A 23,177-nucleotide genomic window follows, 5' to 3' on the forward strand; every position below is an offset into this window, starting at 1 on the left:
GACCGGGGAGAGCGGGGCGACGTTGGAAGAGTGGACGGGGCGGGTCGGGTTTCGCGATGTGCGCCTGGACCGGACCGGTGAGGGCTTCACCGTCATCGTCAACGACACCCCGGTGTTCGTGCGTGGCGTCAGCTGGATCCCCCTGGATGATCGCCGGAACCCAGGACGACGGCACGCTCTACCCCGACTACGACGGGTTCACCGTCTACTGCCCCGGCCCGGTGTGCCAGACCGTCACCAACGCCTCGGCGATGATGCGCGGCAGGCCGGCGGTCTTCCCGCCGGTGGCCGACCACGACGCCGCCGTCACCTCCTACGGCACGGCCGTCACCGTGGACGCGACCGCCAACGGCATCGCCTACGCGGCCGGGATCCGTCCCGGCAGCCTCGACCTCGACCCCGTCACGGCCGGCCGGCAGGACACCCTCGCCACCGCCAAGGGCACCTTCGCCGCGGCCTCCGGCGAGGTCACCTTCACCCCCGCCGACGGCTTCAGCGGCCGGGCGACCGCCACCTACACCGTGCGCGACACCCTGCTGCGGCTCTCCAACACCGCCGAGATCACCGTGACCGTCAAGCCCGACGCGGGGGCCGCGATCAAACTGTTCTCCTTCGAGGAGGGAGTGCAGGGCTGGGCTCCCGCCTCCTGGCAGAGCGACGCCGGTTCCGTGGCTCACTCCGACGAGTTCGCCGGTGACGGCACCCACAGCCTCCGCGTCGACGCCACCGGCGGCGGCTGGTTCGGCGCCGCCTTCGCCGAACCGGTCGACCTGTCGGCCAAGGGAACGCTCAAGCTCGACCTGCGCAGCGACGCCGCGGGCACCTCCACCAGCGTCGCCTTCCAGACCGGCCCCGGGCACACCTGGTGTCAGTCGACGTGGGGCTACCAGAACCCCGCCACCACGGCCACGGTGGAGACCGACCTGCTCTCCGGGCTGTCATGCGCGCCCGAGGATCTGGCCGACGTCCGCGCCGTCTTCACCTGGGCCGGTCCCGGCACGTTCCACCTCGACAACATCCGCGCCGAGTAGCCCGGGTCGCGGGCGTCGCGAGAGGCGGCGCCCGCGACCACGGCCGGCGGAACATGAGAGAAACGGCGTCCACCCGTCCCCGGCGGCACGTCCCCTCGCCGCGGCCGGTAACGTGCGGCGTAGGCAAACGCTGCCAGGACACCGTGCGCAGGACGCGGTGCCAGGACATCGGTGGAAGCGCGGCGAAACAGGAGATCATGTCCCGTCCCGTCATCGGCATCACCTGTTACGTCGAGCCCGCGCGGTTCACCGTCTGGGAGACGACCACCGCGCTCCTGCCCTACGACTACGTCGACCACGTGGCCCGCGCGGGCGGGCAGCCGGTGATCCTGCCCCCCGCGGGCGACCCCGCGGCACTGGCGGGGCGCCTGGACGGGCTGATCCTGGCCGGTGGCGGGGACGTCGGCCCGGAGCGGTACGGGCAGGAGCCGCACGAGCGGACCGGCCACGTGCGGCCGTTCCGCGACGACGCCGAGCTGGGGCTGGTCCGGGCGGCGCTGGAGCGGGGCCTGCCCTTCCTGGGGATCTGCCGGGGCATGCAGATCCTGAACGTCTCGCTGGGCGGCAGCCTCCACCAGCACCTGCCCGACGTGGTGGGCCATCCGGGGCACGCCCCGGCCCCCGGCCACTACGGCAGGATGCCGGTGCGGCTCGCCCCCGGCAGCCACACCTCGAAGATCTTCGGGACCGAGACCGTGGACGTGGCCCACTACCACCACCAGGCCCTCGACCGGCTGGCCGAGGGCCTGACCGTGACCGCCCACGCCGAGGACGGCACGGTCGAGGCCGTGGAACTGGACGACCACCCGTTCGCCCTCGCCGTCCAGTGGCACCCCGAGGCCGACGACGAGTCGGCCCTGTTCGAGGCGCTGGTACGGCACGCCACCCCCTGACCGGCACGGATCGGGACCGCGAGGGGATTTCGCTCGTCCGGTGCGGGCGGTTAGGCTGGCCGGTGACACCGATGAATCCCGTGCGGGAGAGCGTCCTGACACCCAGGCCAGGACCCCTGAAGGAGCAAGCCCTCCCCGCGAACCTCTCAAGGCAAAGGACCGTGCGGGTAGGTGCCCTCTGGAAAGCAGGTCCCACGGCCTCGCCGAAGGTGAAAGTCCGGTAAAACCCGGATGAAACTCTCAGGCACCCACGACAGAGGGGGAGGATGCTCTCATCTGTCCCTTGTCTGAGGTGCGCACATGTCCCGACCTACGCCGCTGCGCGGCGTGCACGAGTCCCTCGGCGCGACGCTGACCGACTTCGCGGGCTGGCTGATGCCGCTCCGCTACGGCAGCGAGTCGGCCGAGCACAACGCGGTCCGCCAGGCGGCCGGCCTGTTCGACCTCTCCCACATGGGTGAGATCTTCGTGACCGGGCCGCAGGCCGCCGAGGCCCTCGATTACGCCCTGGTGGGCCACCTCTCCGCCCTGGAGCCCGGCCGCGCCCGCTACACGATGATCGTCGACGCCGAGGGCGGTGTGCTGGACGACCTGATCGTCTACCGGCTGGCCCCCGCCGAGTTCATGGTCGTCGCCAACGCCTCCAACTACCCCCGGGTGGCCGCCGAGCTGACCGGCCGCGCCAAGGACTTCGACGCCGCGGTGGACGACCGCTCCGAGCGATACGCGCTGGTCGCGGTCCAGGGCCCGCGCTCCGCGGAGATCCTGGGCTCACTCACCGACGCCGACCTCGACGGGCTCAAGTACTACGCCGGCCTGCCCGCCGTCGTCGCGGGCCGCGAAGCCCTCGTCGCCCGTACGGGATACACCGGTGAGGACGGCTTCGAGCTGTTCGTCGCGGCCGAGGACGCAGAGCCGGTCTGGGCCGCCCTCACCGAGGCGGGCGCGCCGCACGGCCTGATCCCCGCGGGCCTGTCCGCCCGCGACACCCTCCGGCTGGAGGCCGGGATGCCGCTGTACGGCAACGAGCTGTCGGCCGATCTGACCCCGTTCGACGCCGGGCTGGGCCGTGTGGTGAGGTTTGACAAGCCAGGCGACTTCGTCGGCCGGGCCGCCCTCGAATCGCTCGGGGACGTCCCGCCGTCCCGCCGCCTGGTCGGCCTGATCTCGGCCGGCCGCAGGGTGCCGAGGCACGGGTATCCGGTGGTCACCGATGACGGCACGGTCGTCGGCGAGGTCACCAGCGGGGCGCCCTCCCAGTCACTGGGCAGGCCCATCGCCATGGCCTACGTGGACAACGGCCAGTCGTCGGGACTGGCCGTGGACGTCAGGGGCAGCCACGAGCCGGTCGAGGTCGTCGCACTGCCTTTCTACAGGAGGAAAAAATGAGCAGCATTCCCGAGGACCTGCACTACACCAAGGAACACGAGTGGATCTCCGGCATCGATGACGGCCTGACCCTCACCGTCGGCATCACCGCCTACGCCGCCGAGGCGCTGGGCGACGTGGTCTACGTGCAGATCACCCCCGAGGTCGGTTCGACGATCACCGCCGGCGACGCCGTCGGCGAGGTCGAGTCGACCAAGTCGGTGAGCGACATCTTCGCGCCGGTGAGCGGCGAGGTCGTGGAGATCAACCAGGCCGTCGTGGACAACCCCTCGCTGGTCAACAGCGACTCCTACGGTGAGGGCTGGCTGTTCCGCGTACGTCTTGAGGGCTCCGCCGACGACCTGCTGTCGCCGGAGGAGTACGCCGCGCTCACCTCGGGTGAGTCCTAAGCCTCTCCCCCCTCGCGTCACGGTCACGCGCGTCCCTGGGCGCGCGTGGCCGTCCACGCTGGAAGGATTCAGATGACGATCAGTGTCTTCGATCTTTTCAAGATCGGAATCGGCCCGTCCAGCTCGCACACCGGCGGACCGATGGCCGCCGCCCACAAGTTCGCCCGCGGCCTTCATCAGGACGGGCTCCTGGAGAAGACCGCCCGGGTGAGCGCCATCCTGTACGGCTCGCTGGGCCTGACCGGCAAGGGCCACGGCAGCGACAAGGCCGTGCTGCTCGGCCTGTCCGGCGAGAAGCCCGAGCTTGTCGACGTCGACACGGTCGACGGGCGGCTGGCCGCCATGCGCGAGTCCGGCACCATCTCCCTGTACGGCTCCCACGAGATCCCCTTCGTCATCGGCGAGGACCTCGTCTTCGAACGCAAGATCTCGCTCCCCGGCCACCCCAACGGCATGCGCTTCGCCGCCCTGTCCGAGTCCGGCGAGACGATCCGCGAGAAGGTCTACTACTCGGTGGGCGGCGGCTTCGTCGTCGACGAGAACGCCACCGGTGCCGACCGGATCAAGCCCGACGACACCGTCCTGCCGTACCCCTTCACCACGGCCGTGGAGCTGCTCGCCCAGTGCGCGGAGACCGGGCTGTCGATCTCCGGGCTGATGCTGGAGAACGAGCAGGCGTTCGGCCGCACCGAGGCCGAGATCCGCGCCCAGCTGCTCGTCCTGTGGCAGGTCATGAGCGAGTGCGTGCGGCGCGGCATCGGCAAGGAGGGGGTGCTGCCCGGCGGCCTGAAGGTCCGCCGCCGCGCCCACCAGCTCCATCGGCAGCTGCGCAGCGAGTCGCCGGAGAAGGACTCGCTGCAGACGATGGACTGGGTCTCGCTGTTCGCCCTCGCGGTCAACGAGGAGAACGCCGCCGGAGGCCGCATCGTCACCGCGCCCACCAACGGCGCCGCGGGCATCATCCCGGCCGTGCTCACCTACTACGACCGCTTCACGAAGGACTCCGACGACGAGGGCGTGATCCGCTTCCTGCTGACCGCGGGGGCGATCGGCGTGCTGTTCAAGGAGAACGCCTCCATCTCCGGCGCCGAGGTCGGCTGCCAGGGCGAGGTCGGCTCGGCCTGCTCGATGGCCGCCGCCGGGCTCACCGAGGTGATGGGCGGGACCCCCGAGCAGGTCGAGAACGCCGCCGAGATCGGCATCGAGCACAACCTGGGGCTGACCTGCGACCCCATCGGCGGCCTGGTGCAGATCCCGTGCATCGAGCGCAACGCGGTCGCCTCGATCAAGGCCATCGCCGCCGCCAGGATCGCGATGCGCGGCGACGGCCGCCACTTCGTCTCGCTGGACAAGGCCATCAAGACGATGCGCGACACCGGCCGCGACATGCTCGACAAGTACAAGGAGACCAGCCGGGGAGGTCTCGCGGTGAACGTCATCGAGTGCTGAGCGGGGACGGAACGGCCGAGGGGCCCGGCTGCCGGGTTCCTCGGCGGGCAGGGGTTTCCGGCCGTCGGAGACCCCTGGGCGGACGGGCAGGGTCGAGGGCTCCCGGCCGTCGGAGACCCCTGGGCGGACGGGCAGGGTCGAGGGCCCCCGGCTGCCGGAGGTCCCGCGGGCGCGTGGGAGGCGAACCGCGGGTCCTTGGGGACATATAACTCGATCGCTACCAAATTTCGCATCACGTGCAGGCGCCTCCGATCACGCGCCTATGCTGGGTGGCCATGTGCGCGGGATTCGGGAGGTCGCGGTGGTAACGGGAACGCACCCGGCAAGCCGTTCCCGTCGCTCCCAGCGCTCCGCGAACCCCTCCCGCCCCGTGCGGATGCTCCGCTTCCTCGGGTCGCACTGGCTCTTCATGACCGCCCTGCTGGCGGGTGGCTTCCTGCGGGTCCTCGCCATGCTCGGCTACCGGCCCGCCCTGTGGTTCTGGGCCGACTCCTTCGTCTACCTGAACGCGGGGCTCGCCCCCCGGCCCCTGGAGTCCCGCCCGGCGGGCTACGCGCTGTTCCTGTGGATCCTCAAGCCGCTGTCCAGCGTCCCCGCGGTGGTCGTGGTGCAGCACCTGCTCGGACTGGTCGTGGCCGTCTGTGTCTACCTGCTGCTGCGCAGGCTGGGCGGGCTGCCGGGGTGGGGCGCGACGCTCGCCGCGCTGCCGGTGCTGCTGGACGCCTACCAGATCCAGCTCGAACACCTCGTCATGGCGGACCTGCTCTTCCAGTTCCTGGCGGTGCTGGCGGTCACGCTGCTGCTGTGGCGGCGGCGCCCCGCGGCGTGGGTCGCGGCGCTGGCCGGAGCACTGCTGGCCGCGGCGACCGTCACCCGCACGATCGGGCTGCCGCTGATCGCCGTGGCGCTGGTCTGCATGGTGATCCGCCGTGCCGGGTGGCGGGCGGTCGTCGCCGCGACGCTGGCCGCCGCGATCGGCCTGGGCTCGTACGCGGCCTGGTTCAGGGCCGAGCACGGCAGTTTCGCGCTGACCAGGGGAAACACCTTCCTCTGGGCCCGGACGATGACCTTCGCCGACTGCGCGCAGATCCGGCCGATCGGCCCCGAGGCGGCCCTGTGCCCCGTCGAGCCGCCGGGACAGCGTAAGGCGCCGCCCGTCTACATCTGGGACGGCGAGTCGCCGCTGAACAAGGTCAAGGGCAGCTGGGCGGAGCGCGACGCGCTCGCGGGGACCTTCGCCACCCAGGCGATCATGGCCCAGCCGCTCGACTTCCTCCGGGCGGGCATGGAGGACGCGGCCCACATCTTCGACTGGACCCGGCGCGTCTACCCGGCCCCCGGGCCGCAGAGCGCCTACGTCTTCCCCGACACCGTGCGGCCCTTCTCCTCGGGGGCCGCCTCGCAGGGCAAGACCGCCGAGCAGCTGACCGTGGCCTACCAGGGCTCGTCGGGAGCGCCGGTGATGGCCGAGCCGTACGCGGGCTGGCTGCGCGGCTACCAGGAGTACGTCTTCGTGCGGGGCCCGTACCTCGCGGTGATCCTGCTGGTCGGCCTGGTCGGCGTGCTGACGCGGCTGCGGCGGCTCGGCGGCGTGGTGCTGCTGCCCTGGGCGGCGGGGACCATGCTGCTGATCCTGCCGCCCTTCATCGCGGCCTTCGACCACCGCTATGTCGTCCCCGCCCTCCCGCTGGTCTGCCTGGCCGCCGGGCTGGCCTTCGGGGTCAGGCACAAGGAGAAGACGACCGAGGCGGCGGCCGGGGAACCGGACGAGGACCCTCCCTACGAGGGACCCGGCGACGACGACCCGGCGTACGGCCCGACGGCCGAGCGGCCGGTGTACGCGAGCCCCGTCCAGGAAACGGCGCACGGGTCGTACGACGGGCAGGCGTACCGGGCCACCTCCTACGGAGGCACCGCGTACGGGGACACGACGGAGCGGCCGGTGCTCGGCGCGACGGGCGACCGGTCCGTGTACGGAGGGACGGTCGAACGGCCGGTGTACGGAGGGACGGGCGAGCGGCCCGGGTACGGAGGGTCAGCGGCGGCGGATGTGCAGGCGGACCGCCACGCCGAGTTCTACCTCCCCGAGCGCCCGTCGGACCTTCCCCACCGCGTCCCTGTTCAGCCGGGCCACAAGCTTGCCGACGTCGGTGGCGGGCGCGCAGCCCACCCCGATTCGCAGCCGCTCGTGCCTTACGTACCTGACGCGGACACGGGTGAGCCCTTCGACTTCTTTAAGAGCGACGCCGAGCATGGCGGTCCCCGTCCCGGTCCGCCTGCCCCGCCGCCCCCATCCCGCGGCGTGTAGCAGCCACCGCGTCGCCAGGACGGCCGAAACCGCCAGCAGCAGCGCGACCAGCCAGCCCTGCCACGGATGCGCGGCCAGCCACCCGGGGAACCCCCCGCGCACGAGCCTGGCCCCGGGCGGCCGGCCGGGGATGTCGCCGCGTCCCCGCAGGAAGGCGTAGAGCCCGGCACAGACCAGCACCGCCCCGGTGACGGCCAGGCCGATCCGGTTGCCCAGGTACGGCCTCATCAGGCCCCCCGCCTGCGCAGCCGCACCACGACGTCATCCGCGCACATCGCGCCCAGGCCCGCCAGCCGGTCGCCCACCGCCGCGCCCACCCGGCGCAGCACCGGCCCGGTCCGCTCGGCGTCGGTGAACACGGTGACCTCGACGATCCGCGACGTGAGCCGGACCCGCGCCCCGTTCACCTCGTCCACCGCCTCGGCGGCCTCCCGCAGCGTGCGGCGCAGCCCGGACCTGGTGATGCCGATCACCATGTGCGGGTCTCCCGACTCCAGCGGCACCAGCCGGGTCCGCCCCGGCAGCGCGGCGAGAGCGAGCATCACCAGACCCACCGCCATGGCGAGCGTCGAGGCGGCGAACGTGGCGGGATCCGACCAGTTCCACGCGCCGACACCGTCGACGAGCCACCGGTAGGACGAGCGCGCGACCGGTGACTCCATGAGCAGGCCCACCGTCACCGAGGCCGAGACCGCCAGCACGGCGGACACCGTCAGGGCCACGAGAACACCGGCGGGGGTCCTGTCGGGCCTGAGCAACCGCACCGACCTGCGGCGGACGTCCTGGAACTGCTCGACCGCCGCCCTGCCTCCCGAGCCTCCGGTGGTGGCCCCCGTGCCGCCGCCGTTTCCCGAGCCCGCCAGGATGTCCTGGAGAGTAGTCGTCATTCGGTCATGTGTACGCGTTCCGGCAGGGCCGGGCCGGGGATCAACCGCCCACTTACGCGATCTTGGGATCCTCCTGGCGGGAGCATTGACCACCCGTCCAACAATATGAATACTGCTCATATTCGTTGGAGCCGGGTTATCCTGCGGACATGGACGACCGCCAGCGCTACGACCGGGCCACAGCGCATCTGGCCCCTCCCTTCGCCGTCCTCGACCTACCCGCCCTGCGCGCCAACGCCGAGGGAATGGTCCGCCGGGCCGGCGGCAAGCCGATCAGGGTCGTCAGCAAGTCCATCAGGTCCCGGGCCGTGCTCGAACGGATCCTCGCCATGGACGGCTTCACCGGGATCATGGCCTTCACCCTCCCCGAGGCCCTCTGGCTCGTCTCCACCGGGATGCGGGACGTGCTGGTCGCGTACCCCACCGTCGACCGCGCCGCGCTCGCCGAGCTGGCCGCCGGGCCCGTCGCGGCACGGGAGATCACGATCATGGTCGACCGGGCCGAGCACCTGGACCTCGTCGACTCCGCCGTCGCCGGAGTCCGCGACCGCCACGAGATCCGGCTCTGCCTCGACATCGACGCGAGCTACCTCGCCTTCGGCGGCCGGTTCAGGGCGGGCGCCCGCCGCTCCCCCATCCGCGAGGCCGGCCAGGCCGCCGACCTCGCCACCGAGATCGCGAAACGGCCCGGGTTCCGGCTCGTGGGCGTGATGGCGTACGAGGGACAGATCGCCGGAGTCGGCGACAACCCTCCGGGCAAGCCCGCCTTCGGCCGGGCCATCCGCCTGATGCAGGCCCGGTCCCGGCGCGAGCTGATCACGCGCAGGGGCCGGATCGTCCAGGCCGTCCGCCAGATCAGCGACCTGGAGTTCGTCAACGGCGGCGGCAGCGGCAGCATCGAGAAGACCGCCAAGGAGAGGGCCGTCACCGAGATCGCCGCCGGATCCGGCTTCTTCCACCCCCGCCTGCTCGACTTCTACCGGGGATTCACCGGCCGGCCCGCCGCCCTGTTCGCCCTGCCCGTCGTACGCCGCCCCGCCCCCGGCGTCGTCACCGTCCTCGGCGGCGGCTACCCCGCCTCCGGCGCCCCCGGCGACGACCGCCTGCCCCAGCCCTACCTGCCGTGCGGGCTGCGCTACGACTCCGACGAGGGAGCCGGAGAGGTCCAGACCCCCCTGATCGGGCAGGCCGCCGAGGACCTGCGCGCCGGTGACCGGGTCTGGTTCCGGCACGCCAAGGCGGGCGAGCTCTGCGAGCGCTTCGCGAGCCTGCACCTGATCGAGGGGGACGAGGTGGTGGACGAGGTCCCCACCTACCGAGGCGAGGGCCGCACCTTCCTCTGAACGTCTCCCTTACCGGCGTCCTGCCCGACTCCCTCGCCCGGTCCCCTCACAGGTCCCTCACCTGGCCCCTCGCCTGGTCGCCTCACCGGTCCCTCGCCTGGCCCCCTCACCGGTGTCCTGCCTGGCCCCTTACCGGTTCTCCGCCTGGGCCGCCGTCCCTCCGGCGGGGCGATCCCCCTTCAACCCGCTGCCGCGCCCGGGGCACGGCAGCGGGTCCAGGCACGCGAAACGGGCACCCGCCGCTCCACCGGCGAGTGCCCGTTCCTGTCACATCTCCGCCCCTTCCGCCGGGCACGATGGCCTGCGGTACTCCCGCGCCCGGAGGGGCCTGGCCTTCGAGAGATCTCAGAAGCCCAGGTCGAGCTCTTCCCACCTGCTGCACTTGTAGGTCGACGAGCTCCTGTACTTGACCTGGCAGGTCTTGACCCGCACCTCGCTGACGTCGTGCGCCGTGACGCGGAAACGCTTGGTGTCGTCGTAGCTGCACAGCCTGTCGCGCTTGGCGACGTCCCAGTCCTCGTCACCGGACGAGATGATCTGGACCTCGACGTAGGCGCAGCGACCGCCCTGGTGGAGGGTGCGCCTGTCACCGTCGTACAGCTCACCCACCAGCCTGAACGTGTTGTCGTCCTCTTCGTCACCCTCGACCGAGTACTCGGCCTCCAGCGTGGCCAGGCCGTTCCTGGACTCCTGCTCGAAGCTGTCGTCGAAGTCGCGCGCCGAGGACGCCGGTGTCGCGGCGAAGGCGGCCGGAGCGACCGTCAGCATGAGACCCGTGGTCGCCACCACCGCGATCGCGGCGCGAATGATGCTTTTCATGGATTTACCCCTCCCTTTCACCTACTCGCGATGTTCCGCGAACAGGAAAAAGGTCACATGAGTAAACCCCTACTCAATTCGGGGCCGCCGGCCGATCACCGGCGGCATCCGGAACCCCGCTCAGCGACGACGGCGCCGCCACAGCATGACCACCGCGCCGAGCGCCAGCACCGCCCCCACTCCGATCAGGATCGGCGCCAGGTCCGGCCGGTCGTCCGCCCACAGATCCTCGGGCTCGTCGGCGAGCTTGACCGGCTTCGGCCCCGTCACGCCCACCAGGTCACCGACCTGGGTGACGAGATGCTCCGCGTTCGCCCGGACCTTCGCCACACCGCGCGCCGCGACCCGCTTGGGGTTCACCCGGTCCGCGATGGCGTCCACCGTCTGGGCCAACTCCGCGCGCGTGCGCTCGATCTGCCGTTCCAACTCCGCGGGATCGGTGTCCGCCATGGCTCTCCTCCCCTACTCCTTGACATTGATCAGTCTGTCAGGTCCTGCCCGCCCACGGCACTTCGGACAGGCCGGTAAGTTGACCGGGGAACCATTCCTCGGAGGAACACCATGAAACTTGAGCCGGGCGACGCCGCCCCGGACTTCACGCTTCCCGCCGCCGACGGCACCACCGTGTCGCTGGAGACACACCGCGGCAAGCGCGTCATCCTCTACTTCTATCCCGCCGCGATGACCCCGGGCTGCACCAAGCAGGCCTGCGACTTCCGCGACAGCCTCGCCTCGCTGACCTCGGCCGGATTCGCCGTGCTCGGCGTCTCGAAGGACACCCCGGCCAAGCTCGCCAAGTTCGTCGAGCACGACGCCCTGACCTTCCCGCTCCTGTCCGACCCCTCCCTCGAGGTCCACAAGGCCTACGACGCGTACGGGGAGAAGACGATGTACGGCAAGACGACCGTCGGGGTCATCCGCTCCACCTTCGTCATCGACGCCGACGGCAAGATCGAGAAGGCCCTCTACAACGTGAAGGCGACCGGCCACGTGGCCCGCCTCCGCCGCGAACTCGGCCTCGACTAATACCTGTTTTTCACCATTTAACGCGATGTGAGCATGCCCCGAGAATTGTCGTCCCCATTACCTAACCTTGGGGCGTGCTCACCAAATACAAATACACCCCCGAAATGCTGGCGGAGGCCGCGGCCAACTCCCTCAGCATCGCCGACGTCCTACGCCACCTCGGCATCACCATCGCGGGCGGCAACCACGCCCACATCAGCCGCCGGCTGAAGCACCTCGGAATCGACACGTCGCACTTTCGCAGGGTCTCCCCCAACAAGGGGAAGCCCTCACCACGACGCCGTCGCCCGGAACAGGTTCTCGTCATGCGACCGGAGGGCAGCCCGCGCCCGGACCCGGGGCAGCTCAGGCGCAGCTTGATCGAGATCGGGATGCCGTACCGCTGCGCGGGATGTAGGATCGAGGGCGCCTGGCTGGGCCGGGCATTGACGCTGCAGGTCGACCACATCAACGGCGACTGGCTGGACAACAGAAAAGAAAACCTGCGTTTTCTCTGCCCGAATCGCCATTCACAAACAGAGAATTTCGCCGGAAAATCAAGGGGCCGTAGTCCAACGGTAGAGACACACGGTTTAGGTCCGTGCCAGTTCGGGTTCGAATCCCGGCGGCCCTACAAAACAATTAAAAGCCAGCCGATCAACATTAAATCAATAGACACCAGCGTGACGATATCGGCCCAGGATTCATTCTTCATAGAATATTGCCGGAGCGAAAGACGCTTCGCGTCGAGATCCGCGGTCATACGCAGAGCCATTCAATTACTGCGCGAATCCTTCCTCGAAGAGGACCGCGCCGCCGCGGCGGGTGCGGTGGGCGAGAGCGGGGATGGGGATACGGGTTCGCGTGGTTTCGTCGTGGGGAACGGCCCTGGCACGTCGCCCGCACAGGGCCCGGCCCCGTCCGGCCGCGTCGCCCGGGACGGCACGATGCTCACCGCCGAATGAAGAATTCTGGGGATCCGCCCTGGCAGCGGGCGATCGGGTTAGATCACCGGAACATCCGAGAGGGCGGGGCAGCGCCTATCCGGCATGACAACCGTCCGGCATGGCGCTATCCGGTGCGACGCCGTCCGGTTCGGCGGGGGGAAAACATCAGGTCGCGCGGCCATCCTCGTGGCCGCGCGACCCGGCGTCGTTGTGACTGATCACCACAAACTGTCTCCCTTTACTCACCCCAGAGGGCGCTCCCGGAAACCATGGTGCCCCAGAGACCGTAAAGGCCGCGTAAGCCGTGCCGAATGTGCGACCCGGCGTGCGACCTGAGTCGTACACCGGGTTCCACCTTGAGGGGGAAGGGGTCTGATCTGCGCATACATATCGTGGTGTTGTGTTCGGCAGACTACGCGCCTGGAGCGGGCGCCATCCCAGGATCACGGACGCCCTGTGGCTGACTCCGTTCCTGCTGGTCTCGCTGCTCAACGTCTGGACCATCGGAGTGATCGATCTGGTGGCCTGGGGGGCGGAGAGGCTCGGGCTGTGGGGGTTCGCGGGGCTGACGCTGCTGCTGTTCGTGCCGCTGTTCTGGTTGCGCGAGCGTCCCGTCGCGGTCTTCGCGATCATCTCGCTGACCTCCTTCCTCCAGTGGCTCCTGGGGGTGCAGACCCTGTTCTTCAACGTCTCCGTGCTCGTCGCCATGTACGGCGTGGCGTCGAGGCGCCCGCTGCGCTGGGCGGTCGGTGCGGGGCTGGTGGTGGAGCTGGGGTTGTTCCTGGTGTTCGGGCGGGTGCCTCAGGGGCTTGACCTGAGTGCCTTCGCCACGGCCTCGGCGTTCGCGGTGGCGATCTGGATGGCGGGGATCTACGCGAACACCCGCCGCCGTTACCTGGAGGGTCTGGAGGAGCGGGCCGAGCGGGCGGAGCGGGAGCGTGATCAGCAGGCCAGGCTCGCGGCGGCCGCGGAGCGGGCGCGGATCGCCCGTGAGCTGCACGACGTGGTCGCGCACAACGTGAGTGTGATCATCGTTCAGGCCGACGGTGCGGGGTACGCGATCGACAGCGATCCCGAGCAGGCGCGCCGGGCGATGGAGGCGGTCTCGGCCACGGGGCGCAGGGCGCTGGCGGAGATGCGGCGGATGGTGGGCGTGTTGCGGGCCGACGGTGTCCAGGAGGAGTACGCTCCGCAGCCGAGCCTGTCGCAGCTGGACGGTCTGGTGGCGCAGGTGCGGGAGTCGGGGTTGCCGGTGGAGTTGCGGGTGTCCGGCGTTCCCCGGGAGCTTCCCGAGGGGGAGCAGCTGACGGTTTACCGGATCGTTCAGGAGGCGCTCACCAATACCCTCAAGCATGGCGGTCCGGACAGCAGGGCCACGGTCGAGATGGAGTACGGCGTGCGGGAGTTGCTCTTGCGGGTGACCGACGACGGTCGCGGTGCCGCGACGCCGGAGCGCGAGGGCGGGCACGGCCTGGTCGGCATGCGGGAGCGGGTCGCGCTGTTCGGCGGGAGCCTGGAGGCGAGGCCCGTTCCCGGTGGCGGGTTCCAGGTGGTGGCGCGGTTGCCGATCGGCGATACCGGGGCGGGTCGGGCGGCTTGACGGAGCGTGCGGTGGGTGACCAGGTGATCCGGGTGATGCTGGTCGACGACCAGGAGTTGCTGCGCACCGGTTTCCGGATGGTTCTCGGCGCCCATCCCGGTATCGAGGTCGTCGCGGAGGCGGGTAACGGGGCGGTGGCGGTGGAGACGGTGAAGACGGTCGCCGTCGACGTGGTGCTGATGGACGTGCGGATGCCGGTCATGGACGGGGTGGAGGCGACGCGGCTGATCTGTTCGGCGGCCGGGGGGCCTCGGGTGCTGATCCTGACCACGTTCGATCTGGACGAGTACGCGTTCGCGGCGTTGAAGGCGGGCGCGTCGGGGTTCCTGCTGAAGGACGTGCCGCCCGCCGATCTGGTGAGCGCGATCCAGTCGGTGCATAGCGGGGACGCGGTGGTGGCGCCGAGCACGACGCGGCGTTTGCTGGAGCGTTTCGCGGTGCACCTTCCGTCGGCGGCGGCGGCCGAGCCCGCGGTGCTGGCCGGGTTGACCGCGCGGGAGCGGGAGGTGCTGGTGCTGGTGGCCAGGGGGTTGTCGAACATGGAGATCGCCGGTCGGCTGGAGCTGGCGGAGGCGACGGTCAAGACGCATCTGGGCCGGATACTGGCGAAGCTGAGCCTGAGAGATCGAGCGCAGGTCGTCGTATATGCCTATGAATCGGGGATCGTAACTCCGCATTCGGCCGACTAGCATGATCGTATGACGGATCCTGACGGTCGGCTGCGCGCGTCGCACGCCGACCGCGATGTGGTCATCGAGCAGCTGCGCGTGGCCGCCGGGGAAGGGCGGATCACCCTGGAGGAGCTGGAGGAGCGGATCGAGCGGGCGCAGTCCGCCAAGACGTACGCCGATCTGAGGGCTCTGACCGCCGACCTGCCGCTGGGCTCGTCGCTCGCCCTGCCGGGCGGCGGGGGCGGGGTCCTGGAGTTGCGGACGAAGCACGGGCAGGTGCAGCAGAAGGATTACTGGGTGGTGCCCGCGCACATCGTGGCGAGTTGCGCCTCGGGCAGCGTGAAGATCGACTTCACCGGGGCGGTGTGCTCGCACCGCGAGGTGCTGCTGGAGGCGACCTGCGGGATGGGCAACATCCTGGTGATCGTGCCGCGAGGGTGGACCGTGTGGATCGACTCGCTGACGACGAACATGGGCACGATCGCCAACAAGGCCACCGACCCGGGCCACCCGGAGGCGCCGGTGCTGCGTGTCACCGGCAAGGTCGGCCTGGGCACCCTCAAGATCAAATACCCGCGAAAGTAGCGGCGGGCGAGAACGGCGGCCCACCGACGGTGAGGCCTCGGCCCGCCGGGGCGAGAACGACGGTCCGCCGGGGGTGAAGGCGGCGGCCCGCCGAGGGTGAAGGCCTCGGCCGAATGGCCGAGGCCGCGCTACGACGAAGGTGGCGCCCGTCCCCCTCCGGACCCCCTCCGCGGCACCACGAGTCAGGCCTAACGCCTGATGGATCCCTCTTGCCGCATCAATACCGTTTGGTCCGTCATAACGCCATACGTTGTTGAGGAGAGCTGCCGTGACCATCACCGGAGAGGTCGGCGCGTGGGACGCGCGGGAAAGCGCGGTACCGGCCGTGACGGCCAGGGGACTCACCAAGGTGTACGGCCGGGGGGACACCGCCGTGCACGCGCTGCGGGGGGTGGACGTCTCCTTCTCGACGGGCGCCTTCACCGCGATCATGGGTCCCTCCGGGTCGGGCAAGTCCACGCTGATGCACTGCCTGGCCGGGCTGGACACGGTGAGCGGCGGGCAGGTGCGCATCGGGGACGTGGAGCTGACCGGGCTCAACGACAAGCAGCTCACCATGCTCCGCCGCGAGCGGATCGGCTTCGTCTTCCAGGCGTTCAACCTGCTGCCGACGCTGACGGCCGAGCAGAACATCCGGCTCCCGCTGGAGATCGCCGGGCGGCTGGCCGACCCCGCGCTGTTCGACCTGGTCGTGGAGACCGTGGGCCTGCGTGACCGGCTCGGTCACAAGCCCTCGGAGCTGTCCGGCGGCCAGCAGCAGCGCGTCGCGGTGGCCCGTGCCCTGATCAGCAGGCCGCAGGTCATCTTCGCCGACGAGCCCACCGGCAACCTGGACTCGCGCAGCGGCGCCGAGGTGCTGTCCTTCCTGCGGACGTCGGTGCGCGAGCTCGACCAGACGATCGTGATGGTCACCCACGACCCGGTGGCGGCCTCGTACGCCGACCGCGTGGTCTTCCTCCGCGATGGCCTGCTGGTCAGCGAGCTGGCCGGGCCGACGCCGCAGTCGGTGCTGGACACGCTGCTGAAGCTGGAGGCGTGAGGTGCTGAGGACGACGCTGGCCGGGTTGCTGGCGCACCGGCTGCGGCTGGTGCTGACGTCGCTGGCGATCGCGCTGGGCGTGGGCTTCATCGCGGGGACGTTCGTGCTGACCGACACCATCGACGCGGGTTTCACCGAGAAGTTCTCGGCGGCGGCCGACAGGATCGACGTCGCCGTGATCCCCCTGCCGAAGGGGAACGGCGACGAGCCTCCGGCCTCCTCCGAGGCGACCCTGGAGAAGGTGCGCGCCGTGAGCGGTGTGGCCGACGCCCAGGGGCTGGTGCGGGGCACGTCGGCCCTGCTCGGCAAGGACGGCAAGGTCGCCGGCGACTTTCCCACGGCGGGGATCTCCCTGCCCGAGGGCGACCTGAACCGTACCTCGATCGTCAGCGGTGCGGCCCCGAGGAGCCCGACGCAGGCCGTGCTCGACGAGGGCACCGCCAAGACCAGGGGCTTCAGGCTCGGTGACATAATCGCGGTGCTCGACGCGAAGAACGTCCGGCACGAGTTCACGCTGGTGGGCCTGTTCGACCTCGGCCTGGACCAGGAGCTCGGATACTTCGGCGCGGTCGGCTACACCACGGACACGGCCAAAAGGATGACCGGGCAGAAGGGGTACCGGGAGATCGACGTCGCCGCCGCCGAGGGCGTCACCCAGGAGGCGCTGCGCGGCTCGGTCGCCGCGGCCGTGGGCGCGGGTCACGAGGTCAAGACCGGTGAGCGGTACGCGGCGGACCTGGCCAAATCCAACGGCGCCAACAGCGACTTCCTGATGCTGGGCCTGCTGCTGTTCGGCGTGGTGGCGATGTTCGTGGCCGCGCTGGTCATCTACAACACCTTCAACATCCTGGTGGCCCAGCGGACCCGCGAGATGGCGCTGCTGCGGTGCATCGGGGCGACGCGCGGGCAGGTCTTCGGGTCGATCGTGCTGGAGTCGGCCGTGGTCGGCCTGCTGTCGTCGGTGCTCGGCCTGCTGTTCGGCTACGGCCTGGGCGCGGGGGCGCTCACCGTGCTGGCGGCGTTCGACGCGCCGCTGCCCTCGGCCGCCGCCGTCACCCTGACACCGCGCACCATCGTTCTGGGCCTGGTCATCGGCCTGACGGTCACGGTCGTCTCGGCGCTGCTGCCCGCTCGGGCGTCGACGCGGGTGGCGCCGATCGCGGCGCTGCGCTCGCAGGCCGAGGAGCAGACCTTCAGGGCCGGCCTGGTACGGATGATCTTCGCGGGACTGTTCCTGGTCGCGGGCGTGGGCGCCGCGGTGGCGGGGATGTCCATGAAGCCCGGCGAGACCGCCCTCGTGGTGGTCATGGCCGGTTGCTCGCTCGTCTTCCTGGCGGTGCTGACCCTCGGCCCGGTGATCGTCAGGCCGCTGTCCGCCTTCGCGGGGTGGGTGCCCGCCAGGCTCTTCGGCGTGCCCGGCAGGCTGGCCGTGGACAACTCCCGGCGCAACCCGAAGCGGTCGGCGACCACCACCGTGGCGCTCACCGTGGGCGTGACGCTGATGACGGTCATCTCCGTCGTCACCGGCACCGTGCGGGTGACGTACACCCAGCAGCTCGACGAGCAGTTCCCCTTCGACTACATGGTGCAGACCCAGGAGCGCGACTCGGGCCTGCCCCGTACGATCGCCGAGGGCCTGCGGACCAGGCCCGAGCTGGCCTCGGTCATCGCCTTCCGCGAGACCACCGCCAGGCTCGCGACCGGGACCGCGCGCTACGACGTGGGGACCTTCACCCCGGCCCCCGGCTTCAACCCGCCGCTCGACGCGGGCTCGCTCGACCGGCTCGGGCCCGGGACCGCGCTCGTCGCCGAGCGCGTCGCCGAGCGGCTCAAGCTCGGGGTCGGCGACCGGGTCACCGTACGGACGGCGAAGGCGGGCGCGGTCGACCTGACGATCGTGGGCCTCGCCGACGTCGACGCGAGCCTCGCCAGCGTGACGGTGCCCGAGCGGGAGTTCGACCGCTACTTCGGCGAGGTCGGCGACAGCCGGGTGATGATCAAGCACCGGGACGGCGTGAGCCCCGATCGGGCGCTCGCGGCGGTCGAGGCGGCGACGGAGCCGTACCCGACGGCGAAGGTCCTCAGCTCGACGGCGATGCGGGGGCAGTTCGACGAGGCGCTCGACATGATGCTGATGATCATCACGGGGCTGCTCGGCCTGGCGGTGCTCATCTCCCTGCTGGGCATCGCCAACACGCTCTCCCTGTCGGTCCACGAGCGCACCCGCGAGTCCGCGCTGCTGCGGGCGCTCGGCCTGACCCGGCCCCAGCTGCGGCGGATGCTCTCGGTCGAGGCGCTGGTCCTGGGCCTCATCGGCGCGCTGGTCGGCGTGGCGCTGGGCATCGCGTTCGGCTGGGCCGCCGTGCAGACGATGACCGACAACGTCATCTTCCAGCTGCCGGTGCCGCAGATCCTGTCGTTCGTGGCCCTGTCCGGCCTGGCCGGGGTCCTCGCCGCCGTCCTGCCCGCCCGGCGCGCGGCCCGCGCCTCGGTCGTGGGCGCGCTCGCGAGCGGCTGACCCCGGCCGGACGGTGGCCGGGACGTCTCGCTATCGGGGGCGGCGTCCCGGCCACTGCTCGGCCACGGTCTCGGGGTTGAGCAGCGGCCGGATGACGATCTCGCCGGTGGCCCTGTCGATGACCACGCACCCGGAGCCGACGGTGTCGGGCAGCACGCTGGGATCGTCGGACTCGGGCTCGTTCGACCAGGCCACATAACCCTCATTGAAGGCATAAATCCTGATCTCGACGGCGGAGCCAGGGCCGCGGACCCCGTTGAAGTACTCCTCCGCCACCGCCCGCGCCTGGTCCGGGTTCACCCTGTCCTCCTCGTCTCGCGGAAGCCCGCCTCCAGGGGGGCGAACGTCGGGGAAGGCGCGGGGGAAGGCGCGGGGAAAGCCATCGGGAAGGGCGTCACAACCGCCGCCCCTCCCTGTCGATCACGACGCAGAACACGCCGGTCACCGATTCGTACGGCGGCTCCACCGCCATGTGACCCCGCTGCGCGTCGATCCAGATCACCTCGCCGTCGAAGTTCACCGCGTTCCAGGCGTGGCTGCCCCCGGCCGGCCAGCGGTTGACGATGACCGCGGAGGAGCCGTGCCCCCCGGCCAGCAACGCCTGCGCGATCGGGAGGTAGGAGTGGCGCCCCTGCCCCACGTACTGGAAGCGCTGCCCCAGCCACCGCTCCGCCCTGGCCACTCCCCCGGCCTCCCCGCTGAGCAGCGGCTTGCCCACCCGGTCGTACTCGGGCCTGCGAGGCGCGGCCACCGTGGGAGAGCCGTACCAGGTGGAGAGCACCGACAGGGCGCAGTCGATCGCGTTGGTCGCCCGGAACGGGTCGTCCGCCGGGCCGGTCCCGTTGATCAGCCTGATCCACATGCCGCGCGGGTCGGGAAAGCGGCGCGGGGTTCCCTGCTCGGTGAGGGGGACGGCCCGCAGCATGTCCTCCTCGGTCTGCGGATCGGGCCTGGCCAGCCCGCCCGCCAGCCCGTACGGCCTGCACTGGTCCAGCCGCGCCGGACCCCAGCGCATCCGCTCCCGCTCGCGCTCGCGCGGCGCCGGTGCCACGACCGGCACCTGGACCTCCAGCTCGAAGTCCCGCCACCGCTGCCCGTCCACCGTCACCACGGGGTTGTAGACCCCCGCGGGCAAACTCCACTCGTTCACGGCTCCCCCGTCACCATCCCCTGGGAGCCAGATAGTAGGGCGGCCCTCTCCGCGACAGGGAAGAGTTGACCATTTACAGCCCGGGGACCGCCCTGGGACGGGGCGGCGGAGAAGCCGCCGCATGGTGAGGATGGCGATTCGGGGCCGTTCGGCGGTACGGGCCTCGTGCTGGGCGGAAGGTCAAATACCCGCGGGAATGTGGCTCAGATCTTCCCCCCTTTCTCCCGATATTCAGGGTTATTATCTGCCCAGCTCCCCGCGATCAAGCGGGGCCCCGATCGGAACGAAGGTGGCGAGGTGTCCGAGCGCGGCGAGGATTGGAACGAGGCGATGCTGAACAAGGGTCAACTTCCTGCGGAGATCGACACGACGAAGCCCAGCATCGCGAGGGTCTACGACTGGTTTCTGGGTGGGAAGGACAATTTCGCCATCGACCGGCAGGTCGCCGAGGCGGCCCTGAAGATCGCGCCGGGAGCCCAGGAGGCCGGGCAGCAGAACCGCGCCTTCCTGCAGCGGGTCGTGCACCACATGGCGGCCGAGGCGGGGGTCAGGCAGTTCATCGACATCGGGTCGGGCCTGCCCACTCAGGGCAACGTGCACCAGGTGGCGCAGGAGGTCGATCCGGCGGCCCGGGTGGTCTACGTGGACAACGACCCCATGGTGCTGGTCCACGGGCGGGCGCTGCTCGCCGCCGACAACAGCACGACGGTCATCCAGGCGGACGCGCGCGACCCGCGGTCGATCCTGGAGAACGACCAGGTCAAGAAGTTCATCGACTTCAGCGAGCCGGTGGGGCTGCTGATGCTGAGCATCCTGCACCATCTGAACGACCACGACGATCCCGCGGGAGTGGCGGCCACGCTGCGCGCCCCGCTGGTGTCCGGCAGCTTCGTGGCGATCTCGCACTTCTGCAATCCCGGTGAGGTGCATCCGGCGGCGTCCCAGCAGGCCACGACGGTCGAGAAACTCTTCAACGAGAACCTCGGCACCGGCCGCTGGCGCACCACGGACGAGATCACGGAGTACTTCGGCGACTTCGAGCTGGTCGAACCGGGCCTCGTCCCGCTCCCCGAGTGGCGTGCCGAGCCGAGCTTCTTCGTCAAGAACGCCCTTCTGTACCACACCTATTACGGCGGTCTGGCCCGCAAGCCCTAGACGAACCTCGGCCGGGCGCCGATCCGCGGCACGGCCGCGCCGTTCACCCGGTCCGCCGCCTGATCCGCCGGAGGCCGTCCCGCACAGGCCGGAACACGATTCCCCGCATCGGCCGCGGACCGCGCGGGGTACAAGGTCACGGCCCGGGTCAGGCGACCTCGACGGTGACGGTGTGCCAGCCGGTGGCGCCGTCCGGGGCGATGGGGACGCGGTCGCCGGTCTGGGTGTAGCCGGTGGCGTCGGTGGCGCGGACCTCGATGGTGTGGCTGCCGGGGGTGGCGTCCCAGTCGTCGAGGACCCACTGGCGCCAGGTGTCGGCGGTGGGGGCCTCGGCGAGGCGCGCCTGGCGCCACTGGCCCCGGTCGACGCGGACCTCGACCGCGTCGATGCCCTTGTGCTGGGCCCAGGCGACGCCCGCGACGACGGTCCTGCCCGGCGGGACGGTCGCGCCGTCCCTGGGCAGGTCGATGCGCGACTCGGTCTTGATCGGGCCCTTGGCGGACCAGCCCCTGGGGGTCCAGTAGGCCTCGTCCCGGTCGAAGCGGGTGACCTTGATGTCGGTGACCCACTTGGTGGCCGAGACGTAGCCGTAGAGCCCGGGGACGACCTGGCGGACCGGGAAGCCGTGGTCGACGGGGAGCGGCCGGCCGTTCATGCCGAAGGCCAGCAGGGCGTCGCGGCCGTCCATGACGACGTCGGCCGGGGTCCCGGCGGTCCAGCCGTCGGCGGAGGTGCTGAGCAGCATGTCCGCGTCCTTCTGGACCCCCGCGTCGCGCAGCACCCCGGCCAGGCTGACGCCCAGCCAGCGGGCGTTGCCGATGTAGGGGCCGCCGACCTCGTTGGAGACGCAGCAGAGCGTGACGTCGGCCTCGACCACGGCGCGTTTCATCAGGTCGGCGAAGGTGAGCTCCACGGGCCTGTCGACCATGCCGTGGATCGTGAGGGTCCAGTCGCGCGGGTCGACCTGGGGGACCACCAGGGCGGTGTCGACCCGGTAGAAGTCGTTGTTGGGGGTGACGAACGACGACAGGCCCTTGATCCTGAGGTCGACCCCGGCGGGCAGCGCGGCGAGGGGTTTCGCGGGCCGGGGCAGCGTGACGGCGCCGCGCGCCGCGCTCACCTCGGCCCGCCCCGAGAACATCTGCCCGGCCGCTCCCGCGACCCCGGCGATGGCCACGCCGCCGAGCGCCCCGGTCAGCAGGCCCCGGCGGTCGAAGGCGCGCAGGTCGTTCCCGGCCCGCATGACGGGTGGCGTCGACGGATCATGACGCTCCCCGGATCCCGGCAGGGGCTCGGGCGAGGTCTCCGGCAGAGGCGTCGTCCCGGTGTCGCGCGCGGCCCCCGCCGCGCCCACGGCACCGGACACGCCTCCGTACAGGACGGCCGAGTCATCGGCCGGTACGAGGGCTCGGCGGACGAGCCACCGCAGGGCGAGCATGGCGGCGCCGACCCCGGCCAGCGTCGGGACGACGTCCATCGGCCCGGAGCCGGGGCGGGTCAGCACGGCGGCGACACCGATGAGGCCGAACACGGCCAGGCCCGCCATCCCGTACCTGAGGTCGCGGACGGCGGCCCTTCCCAGCGCGGCGGCGATCGCGGCCAGGATCAGGAGGATCCCGGCGAGCAACACGGTCTTGTCGCTCTCGCCGAAGGTGCGGATCGCCCACTCCTTGAGTGGGGCCGGGGTGAGGTCGACAACGGAGTTGCCGACCGCGACGACCGGGAAGGCGGCGGGTTTCACCAGGCCCGCGCCGAGCAGGGACACCCCCACCGCCACCGCGCCGGACACCAGGCCGATCAGCGCCGCGGCCCACGAGGGCATGCGCCTGTTGCTCTGCATACCCCGACGCTACGCCCATACGGGACCACTGGTTCTTACGCCCCGATTACAGGTCCGGCCGGACGCCCGCTTTCCGTACGGGTCCCCGCGGCCACCCGCCACCGTCGAGAGGAAGCCGGACGATCACTTCCACCGGGCCGGGTCAGAAAATGCTCCACG

At 70.9% G+C, this 23,177-nt stretch carries 20 protein-coding genes, 1 tRNA gene and 2 riboswitches; of the genes, 15 read left to right on the forward strand and 6 right to left on the reverse strand.

What is annotated here, in order from left to right; translation table 11 throughout:
* Positions 1-146: 146 nt before the first annotated feature.
* The 6 genes from ACSDR0_RS10595 to ACSDR0_RS10620 all read left to right on the forward strand — a co-directional run bounded on the left by ACSDR0_RS10595 (position 147) and on the right by ACSDR0_RS10620 (position 7,459).
* Positions 147-1,031 (forward strand): Ig-like domain-containing protein, encoded by an 885-nt coding sequence (locus ACSDR0_RS10595; protein ID WP_435288593.1) that lies wholly within the window; start codon positions 147-149, stop codon positions 1,029-1,031.
* A 197-nt stretch (positions 1,032-1,228) separates the two neighbouring features.
* Positions 1,229-1,924 carry a gamma-glutamyl-gamma-aminobutyrate hydrolase family protein gene (locus ACSDR0_RS10600; protein ID WP_435288594.1) on the forward strand — a complete coding sequence of 232 codons (696 nt, stop codon included), beginning with the start codon at positions 1,229-1,231 and terminating at the stop codon, positions 1,922-1,924.
* 73 nt (positions 1,925-1,997) lie between these two features.
* Positions 1,998-2,096, forward strand: a riboswitch (glycine riboswitch).
* Positions 2,097-2,191, forward strand: a riboswitch (glycine riboswitch).
* A gap of 33 nt (positions 2,192-2,224) precedes the next feature.
* Complete coding sequence (gene gcvT / locus ACSDR0_RS10605) at positions 2,225-3,313, forward strand: glycine cleavage system aminomethyltransferase GcvT (protein WP_435288595.1); 1,089 nt, start codon at positions 2,225-2,227, stop codon at positions 3,311-3,313.
* Positions 3,310-3,702, forward strand: a complete 393-nt coding sequence (gcvH, locus tag ACSDR0_RS10610) for a glycine cleavage system protein GcvH (protein WP_435288596.1) — start codon at positions 3,310-3,312, stop codon at positions 3,700-3,702. The genes gcvT and gcvH overlap by 4 nt, the downstream gene beginning before the upstream one ends.
* A 72-nt stretch (positions 3,703-3,774) precedes the next feature.
* The gene (locus tag ACSDR0_RS10615) at positions 3,775-5,151 is read left to right on the forward strand and encodes an L-serine ammonia-lyase (protein WP_435288597.1); all 1,377 of its coding nucleotides are present in this window, start codon (positions 3,775-3,777) and stop codon (positions 5,149-5,151) included.
* A 301-nt stretch (positions 5,152-5,452) separates the two neighbouring features.
* Positions 5,453-7,459: a hypothetical protein gene (locus ACSDR0_RS10620; RefSeq protein WP_435288598.1), complete on the forward strand. Its 2,007-nt coding sequence runs from the start codon at positions 5,453-5,455 to the stop codon at positions 7,457-7,459.
* Between the two features lie 227 nt (positions 7,460-7,686).
* On the opposite strand, the gene ACSDR0_RS10625 is transcribed toward ACSDR0_RS10620, so the two are convergent.
* Positions 7,687-8,346: a DUF6286 domain-containing protein gene (locus ACSDR0_RS10625; RefSeq protein ID WP_435288599.1), complete on the reverse strand. Its 660-nt coding sequence runs from the start codon at positions 8,344-8,346 to the stop codon at positions 7,687-7,689.
* 149 nt (positions 8,347-8,495) lie between these two features.
* Between ACSDR0_RS10625 and ACSDR0_RS10630 the strand changes: the two genes are divergently transcribed.
* Positions 8,496-9,689 (forward strand): amino acid deaminase/aldolase, encoded by a 1,194-nt coding sequence (locus ACSDR0_RS10630; protein WP_435288600.1) that lies wholly within the window; start codon positions 8,496-8,498, stop codon positions 9,687-9,689.
* Positions 9,690-10,034: 345 nt separating this feature from the next.
* Here ACSDR0_RS10630 and ACSDR0_RS10635 read toward each other — a convergent pair whose 3' ends face one another.
* Entirely contained in the window at positions 10,035-10,508 is a 474-nt protein-coding gene (locus tag ACSDR0_RS10635) for a hypothetical protein (RefSeq protein ID WP_435288601.1), read from the reverse strand.
* A gap of 120 nt (positions 10,509-10,628) precedes the next feature.
* A complete protein-coding gene (locus tag ACSDR0_RS10640) occupies positions 10,629-10,958 on the reverse strand; it encodes a DUF3618 domain-containing protein (RefSeq protein WP_435288602.1) in 330 nt (109 codons plus the stop codon).
* Positions 10,959-11,069: 111 nt separating this feature from the next.
* Between ACSDR0_RS10640 and bcp the strand changes: the two genes are divergently transcribed.
* From bcp to ACSDR0_RS10675, 7 genes are all read left to right on the forward strand, one after another.
* On the forward strand, positions 11,070-11,534 hold the full coding sequence (gene bcp / locus ACSDR0_RS10645; protein ID WP_435288603.1) for a thioredoxin-dependent thiol peroxidase: 465 nt from the start codon (positions 11,070-11,072) through the stop codon (positions 11,532-11,534).
* A 540-nt stretch (positions 11,535-12,074) separates the two neighbouring features.
* Positions 12,075-12,147 (forward strand) — tRNA-Leu (locus ACSDR0_RS10650).
* 713 nt (positions 12,148-12,860) lie between these two features.
* The gene (locus ACSDR0_RS10655) at positions 12,861-14,060 is read left to right on the forward strand and encodes a sensor histidine kinase (RefSeq protein ID WP_435288604.1); all 1,200 of its coding nucleotides are present in this window, start codon (positions 12,861-12,863) and stop codon (positions 14,058-14,060) included.
* Between the two features lie 23 nt (positions 14,061-14,083).
* Positions 14,084-14,749 (forward strand): response regulator, encoded by a 666-nt coding sequence (locus ACSDR0_RS10660; RefSeq protein ID WP_435288780.1) that lies wholly within the window; start codon positions 14,084-14,086, stop codon positions 14,747-14,749.
* 9 nt (positions 14,750-14,758) lie between these two features.
* A complete protein-coding gene (locus ACSDR0_RS10665) occupies positions 14,759-15,316 on the forward strand; it encodes a DUF1707 domain-containing protein (RefSeq protein ID WP_435288605.1) in 558 nt (185 codons plus the stop codon).
* Between the two features lie 268 nt (positions 15,317-15,584).
* Complete coding sequence (locus tag ACSDR0_RS10670) at positions 15,585-16,355, forward strand: ABC transporter ATP-binding protein (protein ID WP_435288606.1); 771 nt, start codon at positions 15,585-15,587, stop codon at positions 16,353-16,355.
* A 1-nt stretch (position 16,356) separates the two neighbouring features.
* Positions 16,357-18,873, forward strand: a complete 2,517-nt coding sequence (locus ACSDR0_RS10675; protein WP_435288607.1) for an ABC transporter permease — start codon at positions 16,357-16,359, stop codon at positions 18,871-18,873.
* 30 nt (positions 18,874-18,903) lie between these two features.
* On the opposite strand, the gene ACSDR0_RS10680 is transcribed toward ACSDR0_RS10675, so the two are convergent.
* A complete protein-coding gene (locus ACSDR0_RS10680) occupies positions 18,904-19,173 on the reverse strand; it encodes a hypothetical protein (protein ID WP_344919251.1) in 270 nt (89 codons plus the stop codon).
* Positions 19,174-19,267: 94 nt separating this feature from the next.
* A complete protein-coding gene (locus tag ACSDR0_RS10685) occupies positions 19,268-20,023 on the reverse strand; it encodes a toxin glutamine deamidase domain-containing protein (protein ID WP_435288608.1) in 756 nt (251 codons plus the stop codon).
* Positions 20,024-20,320: 297 nt separating this feature from the next.
* Between ACSDR0_RS10685 and ACSDR0_RS10690 the strand changes: the two genes are divergently transcribed.
* Entirely contained in the window at positions 20,321-21,178 is an 858-nt protein-coding gene (locus ACSDR0_RS10690) for an SAM-dependent methyltransferase (protein ID WP_435288609.1), read from the forward strand.
* Between the two features lie 148 nt (positions 21,179-21,326).
* Here the strand turns inward: ACSDR0_RS10690 and ACSDR0_RS10695 are convergent, their stop codons facing one another.
* Positions 21,327-23,018 (reverse strand): molybdopterin-dependent oxidoreductase, encoded by a 1,692-nt coding sequence (locus ACSDR0_RS10695; RefSeq protein ID WP_435288610.1) that lies wholly within the window; start codon positions 23,016-23,018, stop codon positions 21,327-21,329.
* Positions 23,019-23,177 lie beyond the last annotated feature (159 nt).

Origin of the sequence: Streptosporangium sp. G11 (assembly GCF_051192615.1) — a bacterium.
Taxonomy (GTDB): Bacteria; Actinomycetota; Actinomycetes; order Streptosporangiales; family Streptosporangiaceae; genus Streptosporangium.